Source organism: Serratia sp. NCCP-200 (genome assembly GCF_059697885.1).
Map to the genome: position 1 here is coordinate 102,731 of NZ_BAAKUJ010000010.1, position 26,759 is coordinate 129,489.

Consider the following 26,759-nt stretch of genomic DNA (forward strand, 5'->3'; position numbering starts at 1 on the left):
TGGTGATACACATGAGATGGCGGTAGAATGTACCGTTTTCAATCCCAACTTAAGCAAAAAAGACAATGAATCTGAATAATAAACAAAAACAACACCTGAAAGGCCTGGCACATCCGTTAAAACCGGTGGTCATGCTGGGTAATAACGGTCTCACCGAAGGGGTGTTGGCTGAAATTGAGCTGGCTCTGGAGCATCACGAGCTGATCAAAGTAAAAATTGCAGCTGAAGATCGCGAAACCAAAACCCTGATCGCCGACGCTATTGTGCGTGAAACGGGTGCCTGCAATGTGCAAGTGATCGGCAGTACGCTTATTCTTTACCGCCCGTCGAAAGAGCGCAAGATCACTTTGCCGCGCTAATCCGCAATCTGTTTGCTGAGACGGTGCCATGCGCCGGGCTCAGATAAAAGGCCGCTTGCGGCCTTTTTCCTTTCTTTACAAAACCCTGCTGAACTTTTAACCAACTCGGGCGAAATTAAAGATATTCCACTTTCAGGATTTCGTATTCTACATCACCACCCGGGGTTTTGATGACAACAACATCATCCTGCTCTTTGCCAATCAGGCCACGAGCCATCGGTGAGTTGACAGAAATAAGATTTTTCTTAAAGTCTGCTTCATCATCACCCACGATGCGGTAAGTCACCTGATCTTCGCTATCCAGGTTCATCACCGAGACGGTTGCGCCAAAAATCACGCGGCCAGTCTGAGGCATTTTGGTGATGTCGATCACCTGCGCATTGGACAGTTTGGCCTCGATTTCCTGGATACGCCCTTCACAGAAACCCTGCTGTTCACGAGCGGCATGGTACTCGGCGTTTTCTTTCAGGTCACCGTGTTCGCGTGCGGTGGCGATGTCGGCAATGATTTTCGGGCGACGCACACCTTTCAAATATTCTAGTTCTTCACGCAGCTGTTCTGCGCCAAACAAGGTCATCGGGATCTGTTTCATCGTTAAATACCTCTAAATCTATCCTGTTCAAATATACCCGTGGTGTTGCAAGCTAACCGCAGCTCGACATCCCCAGGGCATTAGCGTCATCCTGACGTGTTCGTATGAAATTACGGCAAGCGTTGCGCCTTCCGTCTCCAGGCGATAAACAAAAGAAACCGAGCTCGGAGGTTTGCTCCAAGTCAGCGTCGATTTTGCATTTTGATACGCATTTTAGCCTAGAGTTCCTTAAGGGTCATCGTTTACTTTATCCCTTGATGCACCGTAGTATGACAGCACGTTATCCAGCTGTTACCCCGAGATTATGCGTTTTTCACGAATTGTCAGTGTATTGGCCTGCGCATTTGCTGTTAATGCCCATGCGGCCCCGGTTGAAGATTACACCCAATATTTGCCTGATGGGGCGAACCTGGCCCTGATAGTTCAGAAGATTGGCGCGACCACGCCAACCATCGACTATCACTCACAGCAAATGGCACTCCCGGCCAGCACCCAGAAGGTGCTTACCGCGCTGGCGGCTTTGTTGCAGCTCGGGCCGGACTATCGCTTCACCACGACACTGGAAAGTCAGGGCAACATCACGGATGGCGTGTTGCGTGGCAACCTTATCGCCCGTTTCAGCGGAGATCCCACCTTCAAGCGGCAGAATCTGCGCAATATGGTGGCGGAATTGAAAAAACAGGGAGTGCGCGAAATCAGCGGCGATGTGCTGGTCGATACCTCGGTATTTGCCAGCCATGACAAAGCGCCCGGCTGGCCCTGGAACGATATGACCCAATGTTTCAGCGCCCCGCCAGCAGCGGCGATTGTCGATCGCAACTGTTTCTCGGTTTCCCTTTACAGCGCCCCTAACCCCGGTGAGATGGCGTTTATTCGCGTGGCCTCATTCTACCCGGTCAATATGTTCAGCCAGGTAAGAACGCTGGCGAAAGGCTCTGCGGATGCCCAATATTGTGAACTGGATGTGGTGCCGGGCGAATTGAACCGCTTTACACTGACCGGATGCCTGACCCAGCGCAGTGAACCACTGCCGTTGGCATTCGCCATTCAAGACGGAGCCAGCTATGCCGGTGCCATCCTGAAAGATGAGCTGGTCAAGTCAGGGATCCAGATTGGCGGCCATTTGAAACGCCAAACCCAGCCAGGCATGACGGGCACGGTGATTGCCCAGACGCAGTCTGCACCGTTGCATGACCTGCTGAAAATCATGCTGAAGAAGTCGGACAACATGATTGCCGATACCGTGTTTCGCACTATCGGCCATGAACGCTTTGGCGTACCGGGCACCTGGCGCGCGGGGGCAGATGCAGTACGCCAGGTTCTGCGCCAGAAGGCAGGGGTAGATCTGGGTAACAGCATCGTGGTGGACGGCTCTGGCCTGTCGCGCCACAACCTGCTGGCGCCCGCAACCATGATGCAGGCGTTGCAATATATTGCTCAGCACGACAGCGAGCTCAACTTTATCTCGATGTTGCCGCTATCCGGTTATGACGGCACGTTGCGCTATCGCGGTGGCCTGCACGAAGCCGGGGTCGACGGTAAGGTTTCTGCCAAAACCGGGGCGCTGCAAGGGGTCTATAACCTGGCAGGCTTTATCACTACGGCCAGCGGTCAGCGCCTTGCCTTCGTTCAATATCTATCAGGTTACGCAGTGCCGCCAGAAGATCAGAAACAGCGCCGAGCGCCGCTGGTGCGGTTCGAAAGCCGGTTGTATCGGGATATCTATCAGAACAATTGAGGCCCAAGGGCATGAAGCTACTGATTGTTGAGGATGATGAGTTATTGCAGCAAGGCGTGGCGTTGGCAATGTCCAACGAAGGCTACGCCTGCGATTGTGCGGCCAGTGCTGCGCAGGCCAATAGCCTGATCGTCACCAGCCAGTACAGTATGGTGATCCTCGACCTCGGCCTGCCAGATATCGACGGTGCCACCCTGCTGCGGCAGTGGCGCCGTCAACACATCAGCATCCCGGTGTTGATCCTCACCGCACGCGACGCGTTGCAAGACCGTGTCGATGGCCTGGACGCCGGTGCCGATGACTATCTGGTCAAACCCTTTGCGCTGATTGAGCTGCAAGCCCGGGTTCGGGCGTTAATCCGCCGCTATCAGGGCCACAGCGATAACCTGCTGCAACAGGACGATCTGACACTCAACCTGTCCAGCCAGCAGGTGTATCTGCAACAGCAGGCGATAGACGTCACGCCGAAAGAGTTTGCCATTCTGTCGCGTCTGATGATGCGGGCCGGGCAAACCGTCAACCGTGAGCTGTTGCAACAGGATCTCTATACCTGGAACGACGATCTGGGCTCGAATACCCTCGAAGTCCATATGCACAACTTGCGCCGTAAACTGGGCAAAGATCGTATCCGTACCGTTCGTGGCATCGGTTACCGACTGGAGCCAGCATCTTGATCAGCATGCGCCGTCGTTTGCTGCTGATGTTGGCCCTGATCCTGCTGGTCACTCAACTCATCAGCGCGTTTTGGTTATGGCACGAAAGCCAGGAGCAAATCAGTTTCCTGGTGGATGAAACCCTGTCGGCCAAGGTCCGCAACGAACGGGTCGATACCGAGATTGCCGAAGCGATCGCTTCCCTGCTAGCCCCTTCGTTGATCATGATGGTGGTGACCCTTCTGGCCTCCTTCTGGGCCATCAGCTGGATTATCCGGCCACTGAATCAACTGCAGGAAAAGCTGGAGAAACGTTCGGCAGATAATCTGACCCCTTTGCCAGTATCTAACGACAGCCTAGAGGTGGTGGCGGTCACCAAGGCATTGAATCAGTTATTGTCACGCCTTGACCATACCATCCAGCAGGAACGCCTGTTTACTGCCGATGCGGCCCATGAATTACGCACGCCGCTGGCGGGGATCCGTTTGCATCTGGAACTGATGGAGCAACAGGGGATCACGGGTAGTAAGCAACTGATCGCCCGCATTGACCAACTAATGCACGTGGTTGAGCAATTGCTGATGCTATCGCGCGCCGGGCAGGATTTCGCCAGCGGCCATTACCAGCAGTTTGACTGGGTAACTAACGTCATCAAGCCATTGCAGGGTGAGCTGGAGGAGCTTGCCGCTCTACGCGGGCAAAAGATTGTCTGGCAACTGCCAGCCAGTGCCCCAACCCATGGCGATCCGGTGCTGCTACGCCTGATGCTGCGTAATCTGGTTGAAAATGCGCACCGCTATGGCCCTGAGAAGAGTGTCATTCGTGTTCAGCTCACCCCCGAGAATAATGGGCAACGCTTACAGGTGCTCGACGAGGGACCGGGTATCAAGCAAGAGATGGCGGGAGAGTTGACTCAGGCCTTCCGCCGGATGGATCAGCGTTATGGCGGTAGCGGGCTGGGATTGAATATCGTGATCCGTATCGTTCAGTTGCACCGCGGCTGCCTACGTCTGGAAAACCGCACCGATGCCAGCGGCCTGGATGCACAGTGCTGGTTACCCGATCATATTTTGAATCACTAGCGTCGCATCATCGATTGAGGTTTCAGCAACCTCAATAAACAGCAAGGGCCCGGTTCATCGAACCGAGCCCTTACTTTATTACGCAGAATTACTTCTGGTAGACGATTTCGACGCCTTCGTCGTCATCTTCATCCCAGTCATCATCCCAATCGTCATCCGCTTCAGCTTCCACTTCAGCGATTTGCTCACGGTGGTAATCATCCCACATGAACTCGACTTTTTCTGGCGCGCTTTCTTCGATCGCCATGGCTTTAGGTTGCGTATTGATGAAGTTCATCACGTCCCAGCACAGCGCGTTAACGCCTTCGCGGTTCGCGGCGGAGATCATGTAGTACTTACCTTCCCAACCCATGCCTTCTACGATCGTCTTGGCGCGCTCGGCGGCCTCTTCCTCGTCCAGCAGGTCAACTTTGTTGAACACCAGCCAGCGTGGCTTGTGCGACAGATTCTCGCTGTACTGGTTGAGCTCGTTAATGATGACCTTGGCGTTCTCTACCGGATCGGACTCGTCGATCGGAGCAATGTCCACTAGGTGCAGCAACACGCGACAGCGCTCCAGGTGTTTCAGGAAACGGATCCCCAGGCCAGCACCTTCATGTGCGCCTTCGATCAGGCCAGGAATGTCCGCCACCACGAAGCTTTGTTCATGGTCCATACGTACCACGCCCAGGCTCGGTACCAGCGTGGTGAACGGGTAGTCCGCCACTTTTGGCTTGGCGGCAGAAACCGCGCGAATGAAGGTCGACTTACCGGCGTTCGGCAGGCCCAACATGCCCACATCCGCCAGCAGCAGCAGCTCCAGCAGGATATCGCGCATCTCGCCTTTGGTACCCAGCGTTTTTTGGCGCGGGGCACGGTTTACCGAGGATTTGAAACGGGTGTTGCCCAGGCCGTGCCAACCGCCCTTCGCCACCATCAGACGTTGCTGATGACGGGTCATATCACCGAGGATCTCACCGGTGCCCTGATCCTGCACACGGGTACCGACCGGTACCTTGATTTCAACGTCTTTACCGCGTTTACCGGTACAGTCACGGCTCTGACCATTCTGGCCACGTTCGGCCCGGAAAGATTTTTCAAAGCGGTAATCGATCAGGGTATTCAGGTTTTCGTCTGCCACCAGGTAAACGTCACCGCCGTCACCGCCGTCACCGCCATCTGGCCCACCGTTCGGGATGTATTTTTCGCGGCGGAAGCTGACGCAACCATTACCGCCATCACCTGCCACGACCAGGATCGCTGCTTCATCTACAAACTTCATTTACCGTCTCCGTAACTCATTCACCGGGCCGCTTCAAAGAAGCAACCAGGTTGGTTTCTGCCCGTCGCGGCCACCAACGGTGACCAATTGCGGAAAACATGGCGCCTGCAACCACCACAAAAGCACCTACATAGCCAACGACATTCAATGCCGGGGCGGTAAATACCTGTGGCCAGGCCAGCGCCAATAAATCTGAAAACAGCAGGGTAAACAGGGGAGTCAGCGTGATTAACGCACTCACCTGGGCCGCCTGCCAGCGCGCCATCGCTTCCGCCAGCGCACCATAACCAATCAGCGTGTTAGCACCACAGAACAGCAGACAGGCCAACTGCCAGCCGCTGAGCTGGAAAATCACCGCTGGCTTCGCAAGCGGGAATAACGCGATCGCACATAAAGTGTACAACAAGACCAGGATCTGCGGTGAGGCCAATCGACGCAGTAATACTTTCTGCGCCACGCCATAGGTCACCCAAACCATGGCTGCACACACGCCCAACAATACACCGAGCGTGTAGTCTGTGAACTGAGTGAAGATCTCGATCAGGCTGACGTTGAAAAACAACATCAGCCCGCAGATCAGCATCAGAGCGCCAATCACCTGAGTGATACGCATCCTTTCTTTCAGGATCAATACGCTGGCGAACATCATGCCCACCGGCGAGAGTTGGCCGATAACCTGCGAGGCCGTCGGACTCAAATATTGCAGCGAAGAGCTGAAGAAGACAAAGTTGCCCAACAACCCGGCAGTGGCGATCGCCAGCAACAGCAACCAGCGGGGTTGGCGGAACATTTTCACCGGAGGTAAACGCCCGCGCACTGCCAGGATCATCCCCAGGCCGATGGCGGCAATCGTAAAGCGATACCAGACGATGGTAAACGGCTCCATCACTTCCAGCACTTCTTTCATTGCGATAGGCAGTGCGCCCCAGCAAACCGCTGTGGTGACCGCCAGAAAAATACCAACGCCAGCCTGCTGTTTTTTTTCCATCTTCTCACTGTCTGTGCGTTGTGCCGTCTGGCACAAGCAATCTATAAATGTAAAAAGCCCCGCAACGAATTGCGGGGCTTAACATCTATTTCGTAAGGCTCGAAAAATTATTCAGCTTCGATGCTGATAAATTTACGATTGCTCGGGCCTTTAACTTCGAATTTGACTTTACCGTCTTTCAAAGCAAACAGAGTGTGGTCTTTGCCGCAACCCACGTTGGTACCAGCGTGGAATTTGGTGCCGCGCTGACGAACGATGATGCTGCCTGCCAGTACTGCTTCGCCGCCAAAGCGTTTTACGCCCAGACGTTTAGCTTCTGAATCGCGACCGTTACGAGTCGAGCCGCCAGCCTTTTTGTGTGCCATTAATCCGCTCTCCTAACTTAAGCGCTGATGCCGGTGATTTTAACATCAGTGAACCACTGACGGTGACCTTGCTGCTTACGATAGTGCTTACGACGACGAAACTTAACAATCTTGATCTTTTCGCCACGACCGTGAGCAACCACTTCAGCTTTGATCTTACCGCCATCGACGAAAGGAACGCCGATTTTGATATCTTCGCCATTAGCGATCATCAGAATCTGGTCAAACTCAACCGCTTCACCAGTTGCGATGTCCAGCTTTTCCAAGCGAACGGTCTGACCTTCGCTTACTCGGTGTTGTTTACCACCACTTTGGAAAACCGCGTACATATAAAACTCCGCTTTCCGCGTGCCCAACTGTTCAGTACAGAGCGCGCTATAAATATTCACAATAGGGCGCGAATTCTACGCAATAATCCCGCATATGACAAGAGCAGATTAGGGCCAGAAGGTGAAAAAAGAAGAAAAAAAACACAGTTTCTCTCACAACGTTTATCTGGGCCGATTTTCAAGTACAATCAACAGGACAGTTACCGCCATGTACCGATGTGAGCAGCGTTCTCATCGCGGTCAACAGAAACACAGCTGAAAAAAATACAATGAACCTAGAACAAATTACTGAGTTAACCGCGCAAGATATGGCGGCCGTGAACGCAACAATTCTCGAACAGTTGAATTCCGATGTCACGCTCATCAATCAACTTGGCTATTACATTATCAGCGGTGGCGGTAAGCGCATTCGCCCGATGATCGCCGTTCTGGCGGCACGGGCCTTGCACTATCAAGGCAATAAACACATTGCCGTCGCTGCTCTGATAGAGTTCATCCATACCGCTACCCTGTTGCATGATGACGTGGTGGATGAGTCCGACATGCGCCGTGGCAAGGCGACCGCCAACGCGGCGTTTGGCAATGCCGCCAGCGTGTTGGTGGGTGATTTCATTTATACGCGTGCTTTCCAGATGATGACCAGCCTGGAATCGCTGCGCGTGCTGGCAGTGATGTCCGAAGCGGTCAACGTCATCGCCGAAGGTGAAGTGCTGCAGTTGATGAACGTCAACGATCCGAATATCAGTGAAGAAAACTATATGCGGGTCATCTACAGCAAAACCGCTCGTCTGTTTGAAGCGGCAGCCCAGTCATCAGCCATCCTCTCCGAGGCTAACCCGGCCGAAGAGCAGGCGCTGCAAGACTATGGCCGCTATCTTGGCACCGCATTCCAGCTGATCGACGATCTGCTGGACTACAGTGCAGACGGCGTGACCCTGGGTAAAAATACCGGCGATGACTTGAACGAGGGCAAGCCGACGCTGCCGTTGTTGCATGCGATGCATAATGGCAATGCCGAGCAGTCTGCGATGATCCGTGGCGCGATTGAACAGGGGAATGGCCGCCATCTGCTAGAGCCGGTTCTGGCTACCATGCAGGAGTGTGGCTCACTCACCTATACACGTCAGCGCGCAGAAGAAGAAGCGGACAAGGCGATCGCCGCATTGCAGATTTTGCCCGACTCGCCTTATCGAACCGCCCTGGAAGGATTAGCGCATCTGGCGGTTCAACGAGACTTTTAAGAAATTTAAGTTTCTTAATATTCAAATAGGCCTGCAATGCGGGCCTATTTATTTGCCCTGCTAATGAGATCCAGTAGCCCCGCAGCCCCATTCTCCGCCAGAAAACTCAATAAAACCGCGTATTCGTCAGGTTTCATACCTGCCAGATAGCTCTGCAAACGTACCCAAGGATCGCTATCACAGGAGACGGTATAAGCCGCCGATTCCTCTGCGGCAAGGAGATACCGCTGGGGATACAACTCGTTTTGAGTCGAGAGGGGCAGGCTGCTGATATGATACTCCTTGGTCACCCCCTGCTTGCCAAAACGCCGCTGCCAGCGCCAGTTTTGCTCACGTGCCCGCTTATTGATCCCTTGCGGGGAGCTGCCCAATTCGCCCTTCTCTTTCAGTTCGTTGGCGGTAAACCACTCCTTGTCCATTCCCTCTCCTTGATCTCGGCGTTGCCCCTAACTGACTTATCAGATCTTCCAGTTGCATGAACCACTAATGCCAAAAAGTTAGTTATAACATTAACCAGGCCATTGCCAATAACCAAAAAACTGGCGAAATACTCAAGAAATACTTACCAAACAAGGAGAGGGAAACACAGAGGCGACGCAGAAAGGAGCCTGGTGGGAGCAGCATGCGGCCCCCTTACTAAGTGCAATTCAGCCGAGGAGATTTACTGTTTGTTCTTTTCAGCAATCCAGGCCAGCAGGCTATCCATACCTTCACGCATCAAAAACGCCATCACTTGGCCACGCTCACTGTCTGAAAGCTGGTAATAGTATTCGACCCACACCGCAAGCGGGTCCTGACGCCCGGCCTCATAGATCGCAGGCTCTTCGCGCAATACCAGCAGGTTTTTGACGCCGGTAGGCAAGCTGTCGATATGGTATTCCAGCGCCTTGCCTTGTACGCCTTTGCGGCGACGGCTGAGCCAATTTTCGCGCCGGGCCATTAGGTTGATTCCCTGTGTAGAGGACGGTAATCCTGCGATGCCTATCAGCTCCTTGGCAGCAAACCACTCGTTTTTCATAGCCATGATCTCGGGACAATAGTGTGGCAAGACAAATTTTTCAGAAACCATAAGGTATTTTTGGGAAACTTGGTGGTATCCTAGTTTCTGAATAAACGCTTCACGTTGTTCAAACGATTAATACTGACCTGTTAGTTATACCACTAACAGAACTTTCTCTAATCAAAAAAGGAATGAAAATATGAATCCACGGGACCCAGATTGGCATCCAGCAGACGTCATCGCGGCTTTGAAGAAGAGAGGTACCACTCTGGCAGCGGTTTCACGGGGGGCAGGGCTAAGTTCATCGACGTTGGCCAACGCGTTGTTACGGCCTTGGCCCAAGGGAGAGTGGTTGATTGCTGATGCACTAAACGTACATCCAGCAGAGATCTGGCCGAGCCGGTATTTTGATCCGCTTACCCATCATCTGCGAGATCGGAAAAGTCGAATCAAATCATGATAAACATAAGAAAGCCGCCGGATTCGGCCCGGCGGCTTATCAAAACATCACATTCTGAGGGATCAGTTGTTGATAAACTTCTCGCCCAGTTCGATATCTTTGTGCAGCACGTCCAGCATTTCGCTCAGCGCTTTTTGCTCGAAGGCACTCAGGGTACCGATGTCTTTACGCTCTTCGATACCGTTTTTACCCAGTAGCAGCGGCTGTGCAAAGAAGCGGGCATATTTGCCATCCCCTTCAACATAGGCACATTCCACTACGCCTTTCTCACCGCTCAGCGCACGCACCAGAGACAGACCAAAACGTGCAGCAGCCTGGCCCATAGACAGGGTTGCAGAACCGCCACCGGCTTTGGCTTCAACCACTTCGGTACCCGCATTCTGGATGCGTTTGGTCAAATCAGCCACTTCCTGATCGCTAAAGCTTACGCCTGGGATCTGCGACAGCAGAGGCAAGATGGTCACGCCTGAATGGCCGCCAATCACCGGTACGTTCAGTTCTTCCGGTTGTTTGCCTTTCAGTTCTGCGACGAAGGTGTTGGAACGGATGATATCCAGCGATGTGATGCCAAACAGTTTGTTTTTGTCATACACACCCGCTTTCTTCAACACTTCTGCCGCAATGGCTACCGTGGTATTCACCGGGTTGGTGATGATACCGATGCAGGCTTTCGGGCAGGTTTTGGCCACTTGCTCAATCAGGTTGCGTACGATGCCAGCGTTAACGTTGAACAGATCGGAACGATCCATCCCTGGTTTACGCGCAACGCCAGCAGAAATCAGCACCACGTCCGCACCGTGCAGCGCAGGGGTTGCATCTTCGCCACTGAAGCCTTTGATTTTAACTGCGGTTGGGATGTGGCTTAAGTCAACGGCAACGCCTGGGGTAACAGGGGCAATGTCGTAGAGGGAGAGTTCAGAACCTGAAGGAAGCTGGGTCTTGAGTAGAAGGGCGAGGGCCTGGCCGATACCGCCAGCAGCACCGAGAACTGCAACTTTCATCCTATACTCCTTTATTGTCTTAAATATAAAAGCGCCGTGAATTCTTTGGTCACGGACCTTAATTTATCACGCCTTTAAAAACAACCTCTTAACAGTCGGTTTTAGATCTGGCGCAATAAAATGGCCGATGTTGCGAGCATTTTAAAGTAAATCGCTTATGCATTAAGGGCATAGCGCACACTAATCGAAAATAGTGCCAAGCTTTTCACGATCGCGTTAACCGGCGGTTACATTACACCCTTACGTAACATCAGAACAACATCATTTTAATAACATTTTCGTTACCGGAGAGCTGACTCGCTTCCCGCACCGAAAGGGCATATTCATGAGCAACGGATTTTGTTAAAATTGCGCTCTTGCCTTTCTGTCTGGGCATTTTTGATTTTCCAGACGGCCCCCATATTGCATAAAAATGCATTTATATGCATAATAATCAGCTCTATTACCAACATTCCACGGTGCAAAATGCGTAATCCCGCAAAGCAAGAAGATCTGATCAAGGCGTTTAAGGCGTTATTGAAAGAAGAAAAATTCAGTTCTCAAGGCGAGATCGTTTTGGCGCTGCAAGAAGAAGGCTTCGAGAACATTAACCAGTCCAAGGTATCACGCATGCTGACCAAGTTCGGGGCGGTACGCACGCGTAATGCAAAAATGGAGATGGTGTACTGCCTCCCGGCCGAACTCGGTGTCCCAACCACCACCAGCCCGCTCAAGAATCTGGTGCTGGACGTGGACCATAACGATGCGGTGGTGGTGATCCATACCAGCCCAGGTGCGGCGCAGCTGATTGCCCGTCTGTTGGACTCACTGGGTAAATCCGAAGGGATCCTGGGCACCATTGCCGGTGACGACACGATTTTTGTCACTCCGGCCAGCTCCTTTACCGCACGCCAACTGTTTGAAGCCATTCTCTCCTTGTTCGAACAGGAACTTTGATGCATTCAGCACAGCCTGCGGCTTTCCGTCGCGGGCAGTGCACCCTTTATTAACCCCTCGTTTACTTCTCCAGCGCTGCCTACCACGTTTAAAACTGCCAATAAGCCGACCTGCAGCACATTTCAATGACATTTCTTGGTGACTAGTGTTAGTGACTGGAAGCTTCCGCACTTTTAGTCAAAAGCACTTAGCTCATTGAAATTACATAAATTTAACATCGGAAGTGCATTTTATCGCCGTTTTTTATTCCATTAGGTTATTAAAAGTAACGGCCACCCCAATAAAGTTTCACTAGAAACTGTTAGTCAGCTATTAATTTTTGCCGTTACTAGATGTATACTCATTTTCGTGACGTAAATCACAGTTCACTGGAACTGATAAAAGAATACGAAGAGGATAAATCATGAAAATTAAAACTACTGTAGCGACAATTAGCCTGCTGTCCATGCTGTCTTTCGGTGCATTCGCAGCACAATCCATTGATGCTTCGCAGGCTGAAAAACTGCAGTCTGCCGGTACCATCACCGTGAGCGGCGTCGGTGCAGCGCCTTCTGATATCCGTCAGGCACTGTCTGCTAAAGCCGATGCCCAAGGCGCGACCGCTTACCGCGTGATCGAAGCTCGTAATGAAGGCAACTACCACGCTACCGCCGAGATTTACAAATAAGTACAAGATGTTATCTGAGCATTGCACGACAACTCTCTGGTAAAAACCAAGTAGATAACCGCCTTCAAGTATAAGAAACGCTGTAAAGCCCTTCCAGGCCGTTATCTCTGAACGATTAAGGATCCAAGTATCATGAACATGAAAACTACTCTCGTTGCACTTAGCCTGCTGTCTGCCGTTTCTTTCGGTGCTTCTGCGGCTAACCTGGTCACTGATGCCCAAGCCAGCAATCTGCAGTCTGTCGGCACCATTACCGCTAGCGGCGTGGGTGGTGCACCTTCTGATATCCGTCAGGCGCTGTCTGATAAAGCGGACCAGCAAGGGGCCAAAGCCTACCGTGTGATCGAAGCCTATGAAAATGGCAACTGGCACGCAACGGCTGAAATCTACAAGTAAAAATCCAAGGTCGCGCTTACTGAACTGACTACCCTCGTCACTGCCACTGCCGAGTTCTCAGGTAAACGCCAGTATCTTGGAAATTATCGTCGTCCTATCCGACGAACCCCATTGCCCTCGCTCGCGAGGGCTTTTTTATTGGGGCAAAAAAGGCCGCATCAGCGGCCTCATAGTGGTAGGGTCGCCGCATGCGGCACCCGTTTAACTAAACGTCAGTAGGTTTCTTTCGGTTCGGCCTTGTTAGCCAGCCCTGCCAGCAGTTTGTCATGAATGCCGCCAAACCCGCCGTTGCTCATCACCAGAATATGGTCACCCGGCTGCGCGGTTTTCACAATCATCTCCACCAGCGTATCCAGATCGGCACTCCAGTGCGCGGGCTGAACGCAAGCTTCGGCAACTTCCGCTACCTGCCACGGGATGTGGTGAGGCTGGAACAGGAACACTTCGTCGGCACGCCCCAGTGAGGGGGCCAGATCGTTTTTGCTGATCCCCATTTTCATGGTGTTTGAGCGCGGCTCCAGCACGGCCAGGATGCGTGCGGTGCCGCCCACTTTGCCACGCAGCGCCGCCAAGGTAGCCAGAATGGCGGTCGGATGATGGGCAAAGTCGTCATACACCGTGACGCCGTTGGCTTCACCACGCAATTCCAGACGGCGGCGGGCATTGATAAAGTCACCCAGCGCACGGCATGCATCGGCTGGCTGTACGCCAACATGGCGGGTGGCGGCGATCGCCATCAGGCCGTTATGCATGTTGTGTTCGCCCACCAGCGCCCAGTTAACCTCGCCCACCTTCTCGCCGTTGAGGAACACTTCGTAATGGCTGGCATCTATCGTCAGTTTGTGTGCACGCCACGCGCCCCCTTCCCCGACCCATTCCTGTTCGCTCCAGCATCCCATTGCCATCACCTGTTTCAGATGGGTGTCGTTTTCCGGCAGGATAATCTTGCCTTGGCCCGGCACCAGACGCACCAGGTGATGGAACTGTTTCTGGATGGCTTTCAGATCGTCAAAAATATCGGCGTGATCGAACTCGAGGTTGTTCATGATCAACGTGCGCGGGCAGTAATGAACAAACTTGGAACGTTTGTCGAAGAAGGCACAGTCATACTCATCGGCTTCGATGACAAAGAACGGGCTGCCGCCAAGACGGGCCGAGACATCAAAATTGCCCGGTACGCCGCCGATCACAAAGCCCGGCTGATAGCCGCAGGCTTCCAAGATCCAGGTCGCCATCCCGGCGGTGGTGGTTTTACCGTGTGTTCCCGCTACCGCCAGTACCCAGCGATCGCGCAGGACATAATCATGCAGCCACTGAGGGCCAGACATGTAAGGAATGCTCTGTTCAAGCACCGCTTCTACGCAAGGATTACCACGGCTCATGGCATTGCCGATAATCACCAGATCCGGAGCCGGATCCAACTGGGCAGGATCGTAACCCTGGATCAGATCGATCCCCTGCTTTTCCAGTAAGGTACTCATCGGAGGATAGACGTTGGCATCTGAACCGGTGACCTCATGCCCCAGTGAACGAGCCAACATGGCTAGCCCACCCATAAAGGTGCCGCAGATCCCAAGAATATGTATGCGCATTAGGTCTCTCATTTTAGTGCATCGATTTACTGCCTATTCTAGCGCTCAGAATCGCTCAGAAGAAATGGATTTGCCTATGAATCGCAAGTTGCTTTGGGCTACACTGCTGACGAAAACGTTGGCGGTATGTTAACAAGCCGCTATCCATCCGTAGATTCAGGGATTGTGTCATGAAAACGTTAGGCGAATTTATCGTCGAGAAACAACACGACTTCTCTCACGCCACCGGTGAGCTGACCTCATTACTTTCTGCCATCAAACTGGGTGCCAAGATCATTCACCGTGATATCAACAAGGCGGGTTTAGTTGATATCTTGGGGACTAACGGCATTTCCAACGTTCAGGGCGAAGTTCAGATGAAGCTGGACCTGTTCGCGAACGAAAAGCTGAAAGCAGCTTTGAAGGCTCGTGGTGAAGTTGCAGGCATCGCGTCGGAAGAAGAAGACGAGATCGTGATTTTCGACGGCGAGCGAGCTGAGAATGGTAAGTATGTGGTGCTAATGGATCCGTTGGACGGCTCGTCCAACATTGATGTGAACGTCTCTGTCGGGACGATCTTCTCTATCTATCGCCGCATCACCCCGATTGGCACGCCAGTCACCGAAGAAGATTTCCTGCAGCCTGGCCATGCCCAGGTAGCGGCCGGTTATGTAGTTTATGGCTCCTCCACCATGCTGGTATACACCACCGGTTATGGCGTACATGCCTTCACCTACGATCCGTCTCTGGGGGTGTTCTGCCTCTCGCACGAGAAAGTGCGCTTCCCGGAAAAAGCCAATATGTATTCCATCAACGAAGGTAACTACATCAAGTTCCCGCTCGGGGTGAAGAAATACATCAAATACTGCCAAGAGCAGGATGAAGCCACCCAGCGCCCTTATACCTCACGCTATATAGGTTCACTGGTTGCCGACTTCCACCGTAACCTGCTCAAAGGCGGCATCTATATCTACCCAAGCACCGCCAGCCACCCGCAGGGCAAGCTGCGTCTGCTGTATGAATGCAACCCGATGGCGTTCCTGGCTGAACAGGCCGGAGGTAAAGCCAGCGATGGCAAAAACCGCATTCTGGATATCGTGCCACAACAACTGCACCAGCGTGCGCCATTCTTCGTCGGAACCAAATCGATGGTAGAAGACGCCGAACGCTTTATTGCTGAGTTCCCGGACCAGTAACGAGTTAAAAGGGGCGGCATGCCGCCCCTCCACATCACAGTTTGAACACAGCCATACTCTGTGCCAATAGCTGCGCCTGCTCTTCCAAAGAGCGCGTTGCCGCCGCAGACTCTTCCACCAGCGCCGCATTCTGCTGTGCCACCTGATCCATTTGCACTACCGCCAGGTTAACCTGCTCGATACCACTGCTTTGTTCGCGAGTGGCCGCCGAGATTTCACGCATCAGCGCCGTGACACGCCCTACTTCCCCGGTTATTCCGTTCATGGTCTTCGCCGCCGTAGCCGCCATCTGTTCACCCTCCCGCACGCGGTGTTGTGAAACCTCGATCAGCCCTTTGATCTCTTTGGCCGATTGCGCACTGCGTTGGGCCAGGCTGCGTACCTCACCGGCCACCACGGCAAAACCACGGCCTTGCTCACCGGCGCGTGCTGCCTCTACTGCCGCGTTGAGCGCCAGAATATTGGTCTGGAAGGAGATACCGTCCATTACGCTGATAATGTCGGCGATGCGTCGTGAGCTGTCGGTAATGGCCTGCATCTTGCTCATCACCTGGCTGACCACGTCACTGCCCTGCTCGGCAATATCAGAGACGCTCAGTGCCAACTGGTTGGCCTGTTCGCAGTTTTCAGCATTCATTTTCACCGTAGAGGTCAACTGCTCCATACTGGCGGCGGTTTGCTCCAGCGAAGCGGCCGATTCCTCCGTACGCTGCGCCAGATGAACATTACCCGCAGCCAACTCGCGGGAGCCGGTATCGATCTGGCTGCTGGCATCGCGGACTTTACTGACTGACATCACCAGCGATTGCTGCATACGCTGCATGGCGTGCACCAAGCGCCCCATTTCGGTATCACCTTCACCGCTAATTTCGTGGGTCAGATCCCCTGCGGCGATATGTTCCAATTGGACGATCGACTCATCTAACGGGCGCAGCAAGATCACACGCATAGCAAACCAGGCCAGCACCGCCAGTAACACGCTGAGCAGCCCAGCCGCAACGATCAGGATAATCTTGGTGCTGGCATTACTTTCTGCCTCATGCGCATGCTGCTGGCCAATCTCCATGGCAAACGCGCGGAACTCACTGAGGTCGGCTTCAAAAGCAATGCTCAGCTTAGAGATATGATTTTCTTGAATGGCGTAATAATCATCCAACTTCCCCGCCTTTATCGCCGCCGCCATGGGCGCAATGCCTTGTTCCAGATAGGCGCGATAGCTCGCCTGCATGCGCATTGAGAATTCGCGACCCCGTTCGGTCACCGTTCCCACGTCGACAAAGCGCGCCATTTCCTTTTTCGACTGTTCCAGATAGCCATAAATGCGCCCCACCGAGGCGTCAGCAACCTCAATCTGACCAATCTCGCGCTGGCGTACTGCAAGCGAGGCCGCCGTTCTGGCCCGTAGCGCCAGGTTCGAGCTATTGGCCAATGAACCCAGCTCTTCTCCCAGGATCTGGTTCAGAGTCTGTAGCGAACGTGTTCCGTCGTTAATGGCTTTAACCCCGATGATGCTGACAACAATCAACAGCAACGTCATCAGGCTCAACAAGGCAATCAGCCCGGCCTTAACGGTGATCTTCTTTAACATGAGTGTTTCCCGGCTTTAGAAAAAAGTAGCTTCAGATGTAGAGGAGGCAAGAAGGCAGGGCCAGCTAGCGGCTGGACCATTATTATTTGAGGAAGTTATCGGCAGCCGGGGAGTAAACTTCAATCAATAGAGGATTAATCTGGAAAAGTTGCTGTTACAGGCCAGGCAGCAGCTCAATGATGAAAAGGACGGGAAATCGCAAAAGACTCCGCTATAATAGCCGCCACTCCATTTCTGGTTTGATTAAAGGAAACCGACATGAGCTTGAACCTGGTCCCTGCTGGCAAAGACCTGCCAGAAGACATCTACGTAGTTATCGAAATCCCGGCTAACGCCGATCCAATCAAATACGAAATCGACAAGGAAACCGGCTCGCTGTTCGTTGACCGTTTCATGTCTACGGCGATGTTCTATCCGTGCAACTACGGTTACATCAACCACACCCTGTCACTGGATGGTGACCCGGTAGACGTGTTGGTGCCAACTCCATACCCACTGCAACCAGGCTCAGTGATCCGCTGCCGCCCAGTTGGCGTGCTGAAAATGACCGACGAAGCCGGTGAAGACGCAAAACTGATTGCCGTACCGCACAGCAAACTGACCAAAGAGTACGATCACATCAAAGATGTGAACGACCTGCCAGAACTGCTGAAAGCGCAGATCAGCCACTTCTTTGAACACTACAAAGATCTGGAAAAAGGCAAATGGGTGAAAGTGGAAGGTTGGGCAGACGCTGCCGCAGCCAAAGCTGAGATCGTTGCCTCTTTCGAGCGCGCCAAGAAGTAATTCTCGCCCGAACTGATAAAAAAACACCGCCCAGATGAGCGGTGTTTTTTTTACTGCTTTTCGTCAAGACGCTTGAGCCAGTCACCGCTTTCAATCCGCGGGAAACCGTCCACGCTGTGTCTATACAGGTAGATCCACGCACTGCCATAAGGCGTGCGGATCAGCTCGCGCTTGTAGTCTTTGGTATTGCTTTTCAACTCGTCCAGCTCGGCCAGAATCGATGAGTTAATACGATACACTTCGCAGTGTACCGTGCCCTCTCCAGGGATCGCCGCCGGGTAGTGCCCCAGATTATAAAGCTGGTAGCCTTCTAACTCATGTTCACCCAACCATTGGGCGTTGGTCATCCAATGGCTGTTTCCCTGTTTGCGTCGTAAACTGCCGTAGACAATTATTCGCATAGCTAAAACTCAAACTGATAGAGCACATCCAGTGCCTGGTCGAGACCAGACACCGCTTCCAGATACAACCTAGGCATCAGGCGGTATCGCAACGTCAGCGTGGCCAATGAGTCGAAGATCCCCACCCCATATTTTACTTGTAAGCCAGGGAGGACATAGCCGCTCACCACTACCTGAGAGCTGTCGCCAACTCCCTCGGTATCAAGGGCCAGATTACTTACGCCAAACGCCTCGCCGATTTTACCCACAAGTTGACCACTTTGTGCAACCCCCATACCAATTAACATTGAGGTCATGGCGTTGCCATCGGCACCGCCAGCCCCTAATCCCTGGCCGCGCAGCAGGTAGGACAGCGCTTCTTGCTGAGACTTGGCCGGATCGGAGAACACTTCCAGCCTTGGAGCATCGGCCATGCCGGTCACGCGAACACCTGCAACCACGTCATCTTCCGTCGCATCCGGATTACGGATCGCTTCGATATTCAGCAACGGTTGATCCGGTGGCCCAGAGAAGATCAGTTGGCCTTTGCGCACGAGCAGATCCTGGCCATAAGCATGGAAACGCCCCGATGGAATATTAATCTGACCATGCACCCCCAGACCATTCTGGTCCTGTGCCACACGCAGATCGCCACGCAGTCTGGCTTTCAGGCCGAACGCATCCAGACGAACGTCGTTGCCCACGCGGATCGTCAGATTGCTGTTGATTGGGATCCCTGCCGTCGCCGGTTGGATCGGCTTGAGCTGGTTATTCAACATCACTTCATCAGGAGAAACCCCGACGGCGCTTTCTGGTAGCTCTTGCACCGTGATACGAGCCCAAGGGATACCTACGCTACCGTTGAGTGAGAACAGTTGCGGTGTGGCTTCAAACACCACATCTGGTGAAACATCAATACGGACCATTGGCGGCAGGGTCACCCGCAGCCGATCGCCCTTGGCTGCAATACGTGCACGCCAGGCATTGATATCCCGCCAGTCGGCATCCCCAGACAGATTGAGCTGCCCATGCGTGGTCGCCAGCAATCCTTCCAGGGTCGAGGTCATCCCGTTGAAGTTCAGCGCCAGGCGGCCTTCGGTCATATCAAACGGCATCCAGTGGCCAACGATCGCCACCTTATCCAACGCCAGACGGCCAAATACCAGCGGGTTCTGCGCGTTGCCGCCTAATTGCAGGTTGGCATTCAACATCCCCGCGGCTTTCTCGCCCTGCGTCAGTATTGGGTTAAGCAGCGCCAGCGACACATTGGTGATATTGACGTTGCCGCTGATGGTACGACGTACCTGCGGATCGGCGATCTGAACGTTACCGTTAAACTGGCCGTTATTGGTCAGCTTGATCAGCCAGTCTGCCTGTGCCCGTCCATTGTTCAGGCCCGCATTGAGGTTTAGCGTGTCAAAGGCGATCGGCAATGCGGCACCCTGCACCTGCTGCACCACTTTCACCCCCTTGCCCACCAGGGAAACCTTCGCCTGTGGCAATGCCCCACCCGGTTGCCAACTTACGTCAGCCCGGCCAGTAAAGACCCCGTTCATGGCGGTATCCGGCCCCAGGAACGGTTTGATCATTGCCAGGTCAAAGCGGTTGAGTACTACGCTAGCCTGGCCGCTGGCCCCTGCCTCGATGGTTCTAGGTACGCACAGCTCGGCATTCGGGTTCACCCAGCAATGCGGTCCTACGCTGATCTTCTGTTGCGTATTCAGGTAATCCAACGCGATGGCACGGCTAAGACGCCATTCACCCACCGGTGTATCAAAACGAGTGTTGTTCAGGTTGCCTCGCCAGCGCTGTTGCTGACGATCAAAGCTTCCCTCCAGGGCCAATTGCCCGGAAACCGGCTTACCGTCGATATTCACTTGCAGCCGATGTTGGCGCTCGCTGCCTCTGGCATCCAGCGTCAACAGATTGACCTGCAGCGCATCCTGTTTGAGCTGTTCAACCCGTACCGCCAGTTGCCCCTGGATCTGATCGCTGGAACGGACATCGCCGTTGACCTTCACCCGATTGATGTGCAGCGCCTGCCATTGCAAGCCCGTCGCGGTCAGGTCTGCCAACAGCTGCGGTGCCTGCAAATTCCCGCGCAGCTTCAACTGCCCGCGGACATTGCCTGCAAGCCCCGGTAAAGCACCGTCGAGATGCGCTGCATCAACATTGGCATCCAGCACCCAGCTTTTCTCATCCAACTGTCCTTTAACGTTGAGCGTATTGCGCCCCAACGCCAGATCGATACCCGGGATCGTCCATTGCCCGGCCGCATTGCCACGCAGGGAACCGCGCGCCGATACCTTATTTTGTTTCACATTGCCGTCGAGCTGCAACACCGGCACCTGTAATTGCCAACTGCCGCCGTGCAGGCTGCCACGGGTGGTGATTTTCCCTTCCAAGCGCGCTGGCCATTCCGGCCATTGCTTGGCAGTATTAATGCCCGACAGTGTCAGTTGTGACGTCCAACTGATCGCTTTGCTCCAGTCCACCAGCGCCGTCAGATCGGTATTCCCCTCCAGCGCAACCAACCGCAGGCGCTCGAGTCTGAACTGTTCAAGATTACCTTTACCATCCAGCTGTAGCACTGCCGGTGGCAGATCCTGGCCTTTGAAATTGGCGCGGGTAGAGAGCGCATAATCTGCGGCCTTGCCGTTAAAGCGCAGGCGGAAATCATTAACCTGATACTGTGCCTCGCCGGTCAGCGGCCATTTCAGCTGTTTGCTTTGCAGCGTCAGCGCCAAGGGTAAACCCGCCTCTGCCAACTGGGTTTGCACATCCAGTTGCGCACCAACGGGGCCAGACAGGTTAAGCGCTACTTTCAGCTCTTCACGCAGCCCACCAGACACATTCAGCTTCACCTTCTCGCCTTTCAGCGGATCGATATTCAGCGTGCTGTTGGCCACCATTTCCACCGGCCAATTGCCGGTCAGCGTTGCCTGCCCTTTGGCGAAAAGCATGCCCTGCGGCGATCTCACGTCAAAGCGATCCAGCTGAATATGCTGATCTTTGGTGCTGGCCTGCAGCTGCAAGCGGGTGATCGACACCTCAGTGTCCCCGGTCAGATGTAGCTGCTCACCGTTGATTTCCTCAACGGTAATATCCAACGGCAGGCGAATTTCTGGCAGGTCCGGCAGCAGCGGTTTGGCAAACAGCGCTTTCAGGGTTTCGCCCAACGGTTTCTCTTCCGCTGGCGGTGGTACCAATGCTGGCGCAACCGTCGTTTTCTCTGCTACCTTGTCCGCCACCTTCTCCGCTGCGGGCTGCAGCGCTTCCGGTAAAGGATTCACCGGCGTTTTTGGCAGCGCGATCAGCAAAGCGCGCACCGTAGTTGGCATCAACGTCAATGCACGTTCTTGCCACTGTGCGCCAGTGCTGAATTCTCCCAGCGAGATCGCCGTATCGTCCACGGTAACCTTGACGTTATTCAACGCCAGCTTACGCAGGGTAATCGGATAAGGTGTGCTGAGATCGCCGATCGGCTCGTTGCTTTCCTCAACTGGCGCAGAAGGCGTCATTTCGGCGGTTTTCACCACCACATCAACATCCTGAGCGGTCAGCGCATTGACGCACAATGAACTGCGTTTAAAACAGGAGAGATCGAGCGAGAGATGGAACTGCCCGGCGTTAACTGCCACACCCGGCATCTGATACTTCACGCCTTTCAGGGTCAGATCGCGCCAGCCACCGCTGACCGCCGCAATTTCCAACCCGGGTACCCAGCGGGCGGCCCCGTTGATCACCATATGCAAGCCGGTCGTGGTGCCAAGCAGAAACGCCAACGTGCCGATCAGCAGTAACAGCAGGATCAAAAATCCCAGACAAATCTTTTTTATCAGGCTCATAGTTCAGGCCCCAAACCGATATAAAACTGTAGGCCGTGGGTTTCTTGATCCCCAACCGGCGCGGCGATATCCAGTTTCACCGGCCCTACCGGCGATTGCCAGCGCACGCCAACGCCCGCACCGGTCTTGAAATTGCTGTCTGAGAATTTATTGACCGCCTGCCCGGAATCCACAAACATCGCCCCCCACCAGCGGCCAGTGACGTTATATTGGTACTCCAGCGACCCCGTCACCATTTTAGAGGCACCGGTCAGCTTGCCATCATCGCCACGCGGGGAAATGCCCTGGAATTTATAACCACGGATACTGCGATCGCCACCGGCGAAGAAGCGCAAATCCGGCGGCACCTTGTCAAAATCGTTGGTTTCGATCCAGCCAACCTGACCACGGATCACAAAGCGGTTTTTCTCCCCCAAGCTACGGATCCAGACGTTTTGTGCCTGCAATAGCGCAAAGTCCACCCCGGAGCCCCAGGTAGTGTCCGACACGTCGATGGAATAGCGCTGGCTGTCGCCCCACACGGGCATCAGGCCTCCCCGTGAACGAGTTCGATTCACGGTCACCCCAGGATAAAGCAGCATGGTGGTATTGGTGACGGAACCCTGGGTAAAGTGGTCCAGACGCCAACTGAGGTTCACCGCATGCTGCCAGCCGCTGGAGAGATCCCAGTTACGCGAAGCCACGACCTTGGTACTGTCAGATTGAGTGTCGTTCAGATCGGTACGTTTGAAACCGCCCTGTAACAGGTAATACTGTTCTAGTGGGTTGCGTAGCAATGGGATTCTATAGGTCAGATCCAGCTGCTGCTGCGGCTGAGAGATACTGGCGGCGGTTACCAGGCTGTGGCCGCGATCGTTCAGCCAGGGTTTTCTCCAGGTTCCTAGCACACGTGGACCAATGTCGGTAGAAAAACCACCGCCTAGCTCCACGATATTGCTGCTACGCGGCGTCAACACCGCATCTAGCGGCAGGATCTTGCTCTCTTTGGAGTCGGTAAAGTCTGGGGACACCACCACAGAGTTGAACCAGTTGGTGGCAGATAAACGGCGGTTCAGCTCGGCAAGATCGTTCGAACTGTAATAATCACCCTGATGGAAGGGAAGCAGATTTTGCAAATAGTCCTCGCGGATTTGCGAGCCCTTGAAAATCACTTTGCCGAAGTGATAACGCTCACCACTGTCGAAATCAATGTCCCAGAATGCCTTATGCAACTCTTCCGCCACGCCAAGCTGGCTCTTGAGCATTTGAGCGTCAAAATAGCCTTTACGCAGTGCCAGGTTGGTCAGCGAACTTTTAAAACTGTCGAACTGACCATGGTTGAGGATCTCACCTATCGTTGGCCGATCGGTTCGGACCAGATTCAGGTAATCTTCGTCGGTTCTGGCCCCGCCTTGCAGTTGGATATCCACACCTGCAATACGCACCGGCTCACCCGGATCGACCTTGGCGGTCAATACCGGCCGCGAAAGCTTCGGGTTATCATCAAAGGTGAATTCAATCGTAGGCTGATAATAGCCCAACGGCCGCAGCCCCAGGCGGATGGCAGCGTCCACCCGAGCGCGAAAACGCCCCTCGGCATTGACCTCTTCCGGCGTGATCGCTGAAAGGCGCACACGAACGTTGCGCTCCAAATCCCCACTCAGGCCGTCAACCTGCAGCCGCACATTCGCCGCTAACACCGACGGCATAACGAATAGCGCACATAACACGCAAAGGACACGATATCGTGGCACTGGTGCTCCTTAATTGATTTTTCTGTCCTGTCAGTACCTTTGCTCTGGTGCTGGGGCAGCGCTATCAGACTGCCCCCCTTACCTTTAGATCCCGGACGTTGCCCATACGGCATCAACCGTTACCGAAAACAAGACGCATTCTTAGCTTTTGGCGCTCAAAATACTGCGTTAAGCTGATACATAAACCTTAGATAGGGCTTATTGTGGGCAAAGAAGCGGCCAGTTACAACTGACACGCGTTCCTATTAGGCTAATTCTTATTATGGCAACAGGAGTCAAACGTGGTGCAATCTTTTGATAAGTCTCAAAACATCGATAAGGCGAGTGCGCTTCCTGGCCGTACTACGCCGATGCCCGTCGCTACGCTTAACGAGGTGACCGGCCATTCCATGACCTTCGTGCCCGAGGGGATGGCAACGGCCATCTTTGGCATGGGCTGTTTTTGGGGCGTTGAACGCCTGTTTTGGCAGCAGCCGGGGATTTATAGCACTGCCGCAGGCTATAGCGGTGGCTATACGCCAAATCCAACCTATCGCGAGGTATGCAGCGGCCAGACTGGTCATGCCGAAGTGGTACGCGTAGTGTTTGACCCGCAGGTCATCAGCTACCGCAAGCTGTTACAGATCTTCTGGGAAAACCACGATCCTGCGCAGGGCATGCGTCAGGGCGGAGATATCGGCACCCAATACCGCTCTGCTATTTACTACCTGGATGCAGAGCAACAGGCCGAAGCGGAGCAAAGCCTGCAAGCTTTCCAGCAGGCAATGAATAAAGCGGGCGATCAGCGCACCATCACCACCGAAATCGCACCGGCACTGCCTTTCTACTATGCAGAAGATGACCACCAGCAATACCTGCATAAGAATCCGGGCGGCTATTGTGGCCTGGGCGGCATTGGGGTATGTCTGCCTCCACAGGGTTAAGCTGTTAATTTTTAACCACTGGCGGCCCTCACGGGGCAACTGCTATACTGTGTTGGGCCGCGTTTGCGGCCCGCTTTTGTGGGCGCGTGATATAACGGCCCTTGGATCCACCTTTTTTTACGGTATTACCCCTCCGAAAGATCGCCGACATCCCGTCGGTACGAATGGATAGACTATGTTAAACAGTATTTTACTGATTCTTTTTCTGATCGCAGTGAGTGCGTTTTTCTCGCTTTCAGAAATCTCTCTGGCCGCGTCACGCAAGATCAAACTCAAACTGATGGCTGACGAAGGCAACATCAATGCCGCCAGGGTCCTTAAGCTGCAGGAAACCCCAGGCCTCTTCTTTACCGTGGTGCAAATCGGCCTCAACGCCGTGGCCATCCTCGGCGGTATCGTCGGCGATGCTGCCTTCTCCCCCAGTTTCAAATTGATTTTCGACCGTTTCCTGTCACCCGAGATTTCCGAGCAGGTAAGCTTTATGTGCTCGTTCGTGATGGTGACCAGCATGTTCATCCTGTTCGCGGATTTAACCCCGAAGCGCATCGGTATGATTGCACCAGAGACGGTTGCCGTCCGGATCATCAACCCGATGCGTTTCTCTATCATGCTGTTCCGCCCGCTAGTCTGGTTCTTCAACGGCATGGCTAACCTGATTTTCCGCATGTTCAAGCTGCCGATGATGCGTAAAGACGACATCACCTCCGAAGATATTTACGCGGTGGTGGAAGCCGGCGCGCTAGCCGGGGTACTGCGCAAACAGGAACATGAGCTGATTGAAAACGTCTTCGAGTTGGAATCGCGCACCGTGCCCTCATCGATGACGTCCCGCGAAAGCGTGATTTACTTCGACCTGCGGGAAAGTGAAGACAGTATTAAAGAAAAGATTTCCACTCATCCGCATTCCAAGTTCCTGGTGTGCGACGGCCATATCGATCAGGTCGTTGGCTATGTTGATTCCAAAGACCTGCTGAACCGCGTTTTGGGCAACCAGAGCCTGGTACTGAGCAGCGGCGTGCAAATCCGCTCGGCGCTGATCGTGCCAGATACCTTGACCCTGTCAGAAGCGCTGGAAAGCTTTAAAACCGCCGGTGAAGACTTTGCGGTGATCCTCAATGAATATGCTTTGGTGGTCGGGATTATTACGCTGAACGATGTGATGACCACGCTGATGGGTGACCTGGTAGGCCAAGGTCAGGAAGAGCAGATCGTGACGCGTGATGAGAACTCGTGGCTGATTGAAGGTGGGACGCCAATCGAAGACGTGATGCGTGTACTGCATATCGATGAGTTCCCACAGGCTGGAAACTATGAAACCATCGGCGGTTTCATGATGTACATGCTGCGCAAAATCCCGAAACGTACCGACTTTGTGAAATATGCCGGCTACAAGTTTGAAGTGGTCGATATCGACAGCTACAAAATTGATCAGCTATTGGTCACCAGGCTGGTCGACAAACCGATCACGGTGCTACCAAAAGCCCCGGACGAAACACCTCAGGCATAAACATTAGCGGCCCCTTCGGGGGCCGCAATTACTTTTCTTTGCAGGTGGCTCTACAATTACCCTAAGAATTTCAAGTCGCAGCTAGGCGACAAGCTTGTTCATCCCCAGGAGCTTACTATTGTAAGTGACTGGGGTTAACAAGTGCAGGTAACAACGCTG

At 53.7% G+C, this 26,759-nt stretch carries 26 protein-coding genes; 13 read left to right on the forward strand and 13 right to left on the reverse strand.

Annotated features, from left to right (window positions below):
- The first annotated feature begins 65 nt into the window (after window positions 1–65).
- The gene (yhbY, locus tag AC6HVW_RS23860) at window positions 66–359 is read left to right on the forward strand and encodes a ribosome assembly RNA-binding protein YhbY (protein WP_021807520.1); all 294 of its coding nucleotides are present in this window, start codon (window positions 66–68) and stop codon (window positions 357–359) included.
- 115 nt (window positions 360–474) lie between these two features.
- Here the strand turns inward: yhbY and greA are convergent, their stop codons facing one another.
- Window positions 475–951, reverse strand: coding sequence for a transcription elongation factor GreA (gene greA, locus AC6HVW_RS23865; protein WP_021179044.1), 477 nt, complete (start codon window positions 949–951; stop codon window positions 475–477).
- A 304-nt stretch (window positions 952–1,255) separates the two neighbouring features.
- On the opposite strand from greA, the gene dacB reads away from it, so the two are divergent.
- The 3 genes from dacB to pmrB are packed head-to-tail and all read left to right on the forward strand — an operon-like array spanning window position 1,256 to window position 4,424.
- Window positions 1,256–2,689, forward strand: a complete 1,434-nt coding sequence (gene dacB / locus AC6HVW_RS23870; protein ID WP_059199541.1) for a serine-type D-Ala-D-Ala carboxypeptidase — start codon at window positions 1,256–1,258, stop codon at window positions 2,687–2,689.
- A gap of 11 nt (window positions 2,690–2,700) precedes the next feature.
- Window positions 2,701–3,363, forward strand: a complete 663-nt coding sequence (gene pmrA / locus AC6HVW_RS23875; protein WP_021179042.1) for a two-component system response regulator PmrA — start codon at window positions 2,701–2,703, stop codon at window positions 3,361–3,363.
- A complete protein-coding gene (gene pmrB, locus AC6HVW_RS23880) occupies window positions 3,360–4,424 on the forward strand; it encodes a two-component system sensor histidine kinase PmrB (protein ID WP_071682900.1) in 1,065 nt (354 codons plus the stop codon). Before pmrA ends, pmrB begins: the two co-directional genes overlap by 4 nt.
- An 88-nt stretch (window positions 4,425–4,512) precedes the next feature.
- Here pmrB and cgtA read toward each other — a convergent pair whose 3' ends face one another.
- From cgtA to rplU, 4 genes are all read right to left on the reverse strand, one after another.
- Window positions 4,513–5,685, reverse strand: coding sequence for an Obg family GTPase CgtA (gene cgtA, locus AC6HVW_RS23885; RefSeq protein ID WP_071682901.1), 1,173 nt, complete (start codon window positions 5,683–5,685; stop codon window positions 4,513–4,515).
- A 16-nt stretch (window positions 5,686–5,701) separates the two neighbouring features.
- Window positions 5,702–6,673 carry a DMT family transporter gene (locus tag AC6HVW_RS23890; protein WP_021807524.1) on the reverse strand — a complete coding sequence of 324 codons (972 nt, stop codon included), beginning with the start codon at window positions 6,671–6,673 and terminating at the stop codon, window positions 5,702–5,704.
- Window positions 6,674–6,780: 107 nt separating this feature from the next.
- Window positions 6,781–7,038 (reverse strand): 50S ribosomal protein L27, encoded by a 258-nt coding sequence (rpmA, locus tag AC6HVW_RS23895; protein WP_004933559.1) that lies wholly within the window; start codon window positions 7,036–7,038, stop codon window positions 6,781–6,783.
- A 17-nt stretch (window positions 7,039–7,055) separates the two neighbouring features.
- Window positions 7,056–7,367, reverse strand: a complete 312-nt coding sequence (rplU, locus tag AC6HVW_RS23900) for a 50S ribosomal protein L21 (RefSeq protein WP_004955927.1) — start codon at window positions 7,365–7,367, stop codon at window positions 7,056–7,058.
- A gap of 269 nt (window positions 7,368–7,636) precedes the next feature.
- Here rplU and ispB point away from each other — a divergent pair, with 269 nt between their 5' ends.
- Window positions 7,637–8,608 carry an octaprenyl diphosphate synthase gene (ispB, locus tag AC6HVW_RS23905; RefSeq protein WP_071682902.1) on the forward strand — a complete coding sequence of 324 codons (972 nt, stop codon included), beginning with the start codon at window positions 7,637–7,639 and terminating at the stop codon, window positions 8,606–8,608.
- A 44-nt stretch (window positions 8,609–8,652) separates the two neighbouring features.
- Here the strand turns inward: ispB and AC6HVW_RS23910 are convergent, their stop codons facing one another.
- Window positions 8,653–9,027 carry a DNA-binding protein gene (locus tag AC6HVW_RS23910; RefSeq protein WP_368438733.1) on the reverse strand — a complete coding sequence of 125 codons (375 nt, stop codon included), beginning with the start codon at window positions 9,025–9,027 and terminating at the stop codon, window positions 8,653–8,655.
- Window positions 9,028–9,269: 242 nt separating this feature from the next.
- Window positions 9,270–9,626: a DNA-binding protein gene (locus AC6HVW_RS23915; RefSeq protein WP_039995487.1), complete on the reverse strand. Its 357-nt coding sequence runs from the start codon at window positions 9,624–9,626 to the stop codon at window positions 9,270–9,272.
- Window positions 9,627–9,807: 181 nt separating this feature from the next.
- On the opposite strand from AC6HVW_RS23915, the gene AC6HVW_RS23920 reads away from it, so the two are divergent.
- Window positions 9,808–10,068 (forward strand): helix-turn-helix domain-containing protein, encoded by a 261-nt coding sequence (locus tag AC6HVW_RS23920; protein WP_071682904.1) that lies wholly within the window; start codon window positions 9,808–9,810, stop codon window positions 10,066–10,068.
- Between the two features lie 62 nt (window positions 10,069–10,130).
- On the opposite strand, the gene mdh is transcribed toward AC6HVW_RS23920, so the two are convergent.
- Entirely contained in the window at window positions 10,131–11,069 is a 939-nt protein-coding gene (mdh, locus tag AC6HVW_RS23925; RefSeq protein WP_021179035.1) for a malate dehydrogenase, read from the reverse strand.
- Between the two features lie 465 nt (window positions 11,070–11,534).
- On the opposite strand from mdh, the gene argR reads away from it, so the two are divergent.
- The 3 genes from argR to yhcN (AC6HVW_RS23940) all read left to right on the forward strand — a co-directional run bounded on the left by argR (window position 11,535) and on the right by yhcN (AC6HVW_RS23940) (window position 13,068).
- Entirely contained in the window at window positions 11,535–12,005 is a 471-nt protein-coding gene (gene argR, locus AC6HVW_RS23930) for a transcriptional regulator ArgR (protein ID WP_021179033.1), read from the forward strand.
- Between the two features lie 403 nt (window positions 12,006–12,408).
- Window positions 12,409–12,672, forward strand: coding sequence for a peroxide/acid stress response protein YhcN (gene yhcN, locus AC6HVW_RS23935; RefSeq protein ID WP_021807531.1), 264 nt, complete (start codon window positions 12,409–12,411; stop codon window positions 12,670–12,672).
- Between the two features lie 132 nt (window positions 12,673–12,804).
- Window positions 12,805–13,068, forward strand: coding sequence for a peroxide/acid stress response protein YhcN (yhcN, locus tag AC6HVW_RS23940; RefSeq protein WP_021179031.1), 264 nt, complete (start codon window positions 12,805–12,807; stop codon window positions 13,066–13,068).
- Window positions 13,069–13,280: 212 nt separating this feature from the next.
- Here yhcN (AC6HVW_RS23940) and mpl read toward each other — a convergent pair whose 3' ends face one another.
- Window positions 13,281–14,660, reverse strand: coding sequence for a UDP-N-acetylmuramate:L-alanyl-gamma-D-glutamyl-meso-diaminopimelate ligase (mpl, locus tag AC6HVW_RS23945; RefSeq protein WP_071682905.1), 1,380 nt, complete (start codon window positions 14,658–14,660; stop codon window positions 13,281–13,283).
- A 170-nt stretch (window positions 14,661–14,830) separates the two neighbouring features.
- Here mpl and fbp point away from each other — a divergent pair, with 170 nt between their 5' ends.
- A complete protein-coding gene (fbp, locus tag AC6HVW_RS23950; protein WP_021179030.1) occupies window positions 14,831–15,835 on the forward strand; it encodes a class 1 fructose-bisphosphatase in 1,005 nt (334 codons plus the stop codon).
- 34 nt (window positions 15,836–15,869) lie between these two features.
- Here the strand turns inward: fbp and AC6HVW_RS23955 are convergent, their stop codons facing one another.
- Window positions 15,870–17,423, reverse strand: coding sequence for a methyl-accepting chemotaxis protein (locus AC6HVW_RS23955; RefSeq protein WP_071682906.1), 1,554 nt, complete (start codon window positions 17,421–17,423; stop codon window positions 15,870–15,872).
- A 258-nt stretch (window positions 17,424–17,681) separates the two neighbouring features.
- Here AC6HVW_RS23955 and ppa point away from each other — a divergent pair, with 258 nt between their 5' ends.
- The gene (ppa, locus tag AC6HVW_RS23960) at window positions 17,682–18,209 is read left to right on the forward strand and encodes an inorganic diphosphatase (RefSeq protein ID WP_021179028.1); all 528 of its coding nucleotides are present in this window, start codon (window positions 17,682–17,684) and stop codon (window positions 18,207–18,209) included.
- Between the two features lie 50 nt (window positions 18,210–18,259).
- On the opposite strand, the gene AC6HVW_RS23965 is transcribed toward ppa, so the two are convergent.
- The 3 genes from AC6HVW_RS23965 to tamA are packed head-to-tail and all read right to left on the reverse strand — an operon-like array spanning window position 18,260 to window position 24,170.
- Entirely contained in the window at window positions 18,260–18,610 is a 351-nt protein-coding gene (locus tag AC6HVW_RS23965; protein WP_024483355.1) for a gamma-glutamylcyclotransferase family protein, read from the reverse strand.
- Window positions 18,611–18,612: 2 nt separating this feature from the next.
- The gene (tamB, locus tag AC6HVW_RS23970) at window positions 18,613–22,437 is read right to left on the reverse strand and encodes an autotransporter assembly complex protein TamB (protein WP_071682907.1); all 3,825 of its coding nucleotides are present in this window, start codon (window positions 22,435–22,437) and stop codon (window positions 18,613–18,615) included.
- Window positions 22,434–24,170 (reverse strand): autotransporter assembly complex protein TamA, encoded by a 1,737-nt coding sequence (tamA, locus tag AC6HVW_RS23975; protein WP_071682908.1) that lies wholly within the window; start codon window positions 24,168–24,170, stop codon window positions 22,434–22,436. The genes tamB and tamA overlap by 4 nt, the downstream gene beginning before the upstream one ends.
- Before the next feature lie 284 nt (window positions 24,171–24,454).
- On the opposite strand from tamA, the gene msrA reads away from it, so the two are divergent.
- Together msrA and paeA are read left to right on the forward strand one after the other, a co-directional pair.
- The gene (msrA, locus tag AC6HVW_RS23980; RefSeq protein ID WP_137751231.1) at window positions 24,455–25,093 is read left to right on the forward strand and encodes a peptide-methionine (S)-S-oxide reductase MsrA; all 639 of its coding nucleotides are present in this window, start codon (window positions 24,455–24,457) and stop codon (window positions 25,091–25,093) included.
- Between the two features lie 175 nt (window positions 25,094–25,268).
- Window positions 25,269–26,600 (forward strand): polyamine export protein PaeA, encoded by a 1,332-nt coding sequence (gene paeA / locus AC6HVW_RS23985; RefSeq protein WP_065684098.1) that lies wholly within the window; start codon window positions 25,269–25,271, stop codon window positions 26,598–26,600.
- Window positions 26,601–26,759 lie beyond the last annotated feature (159 nt).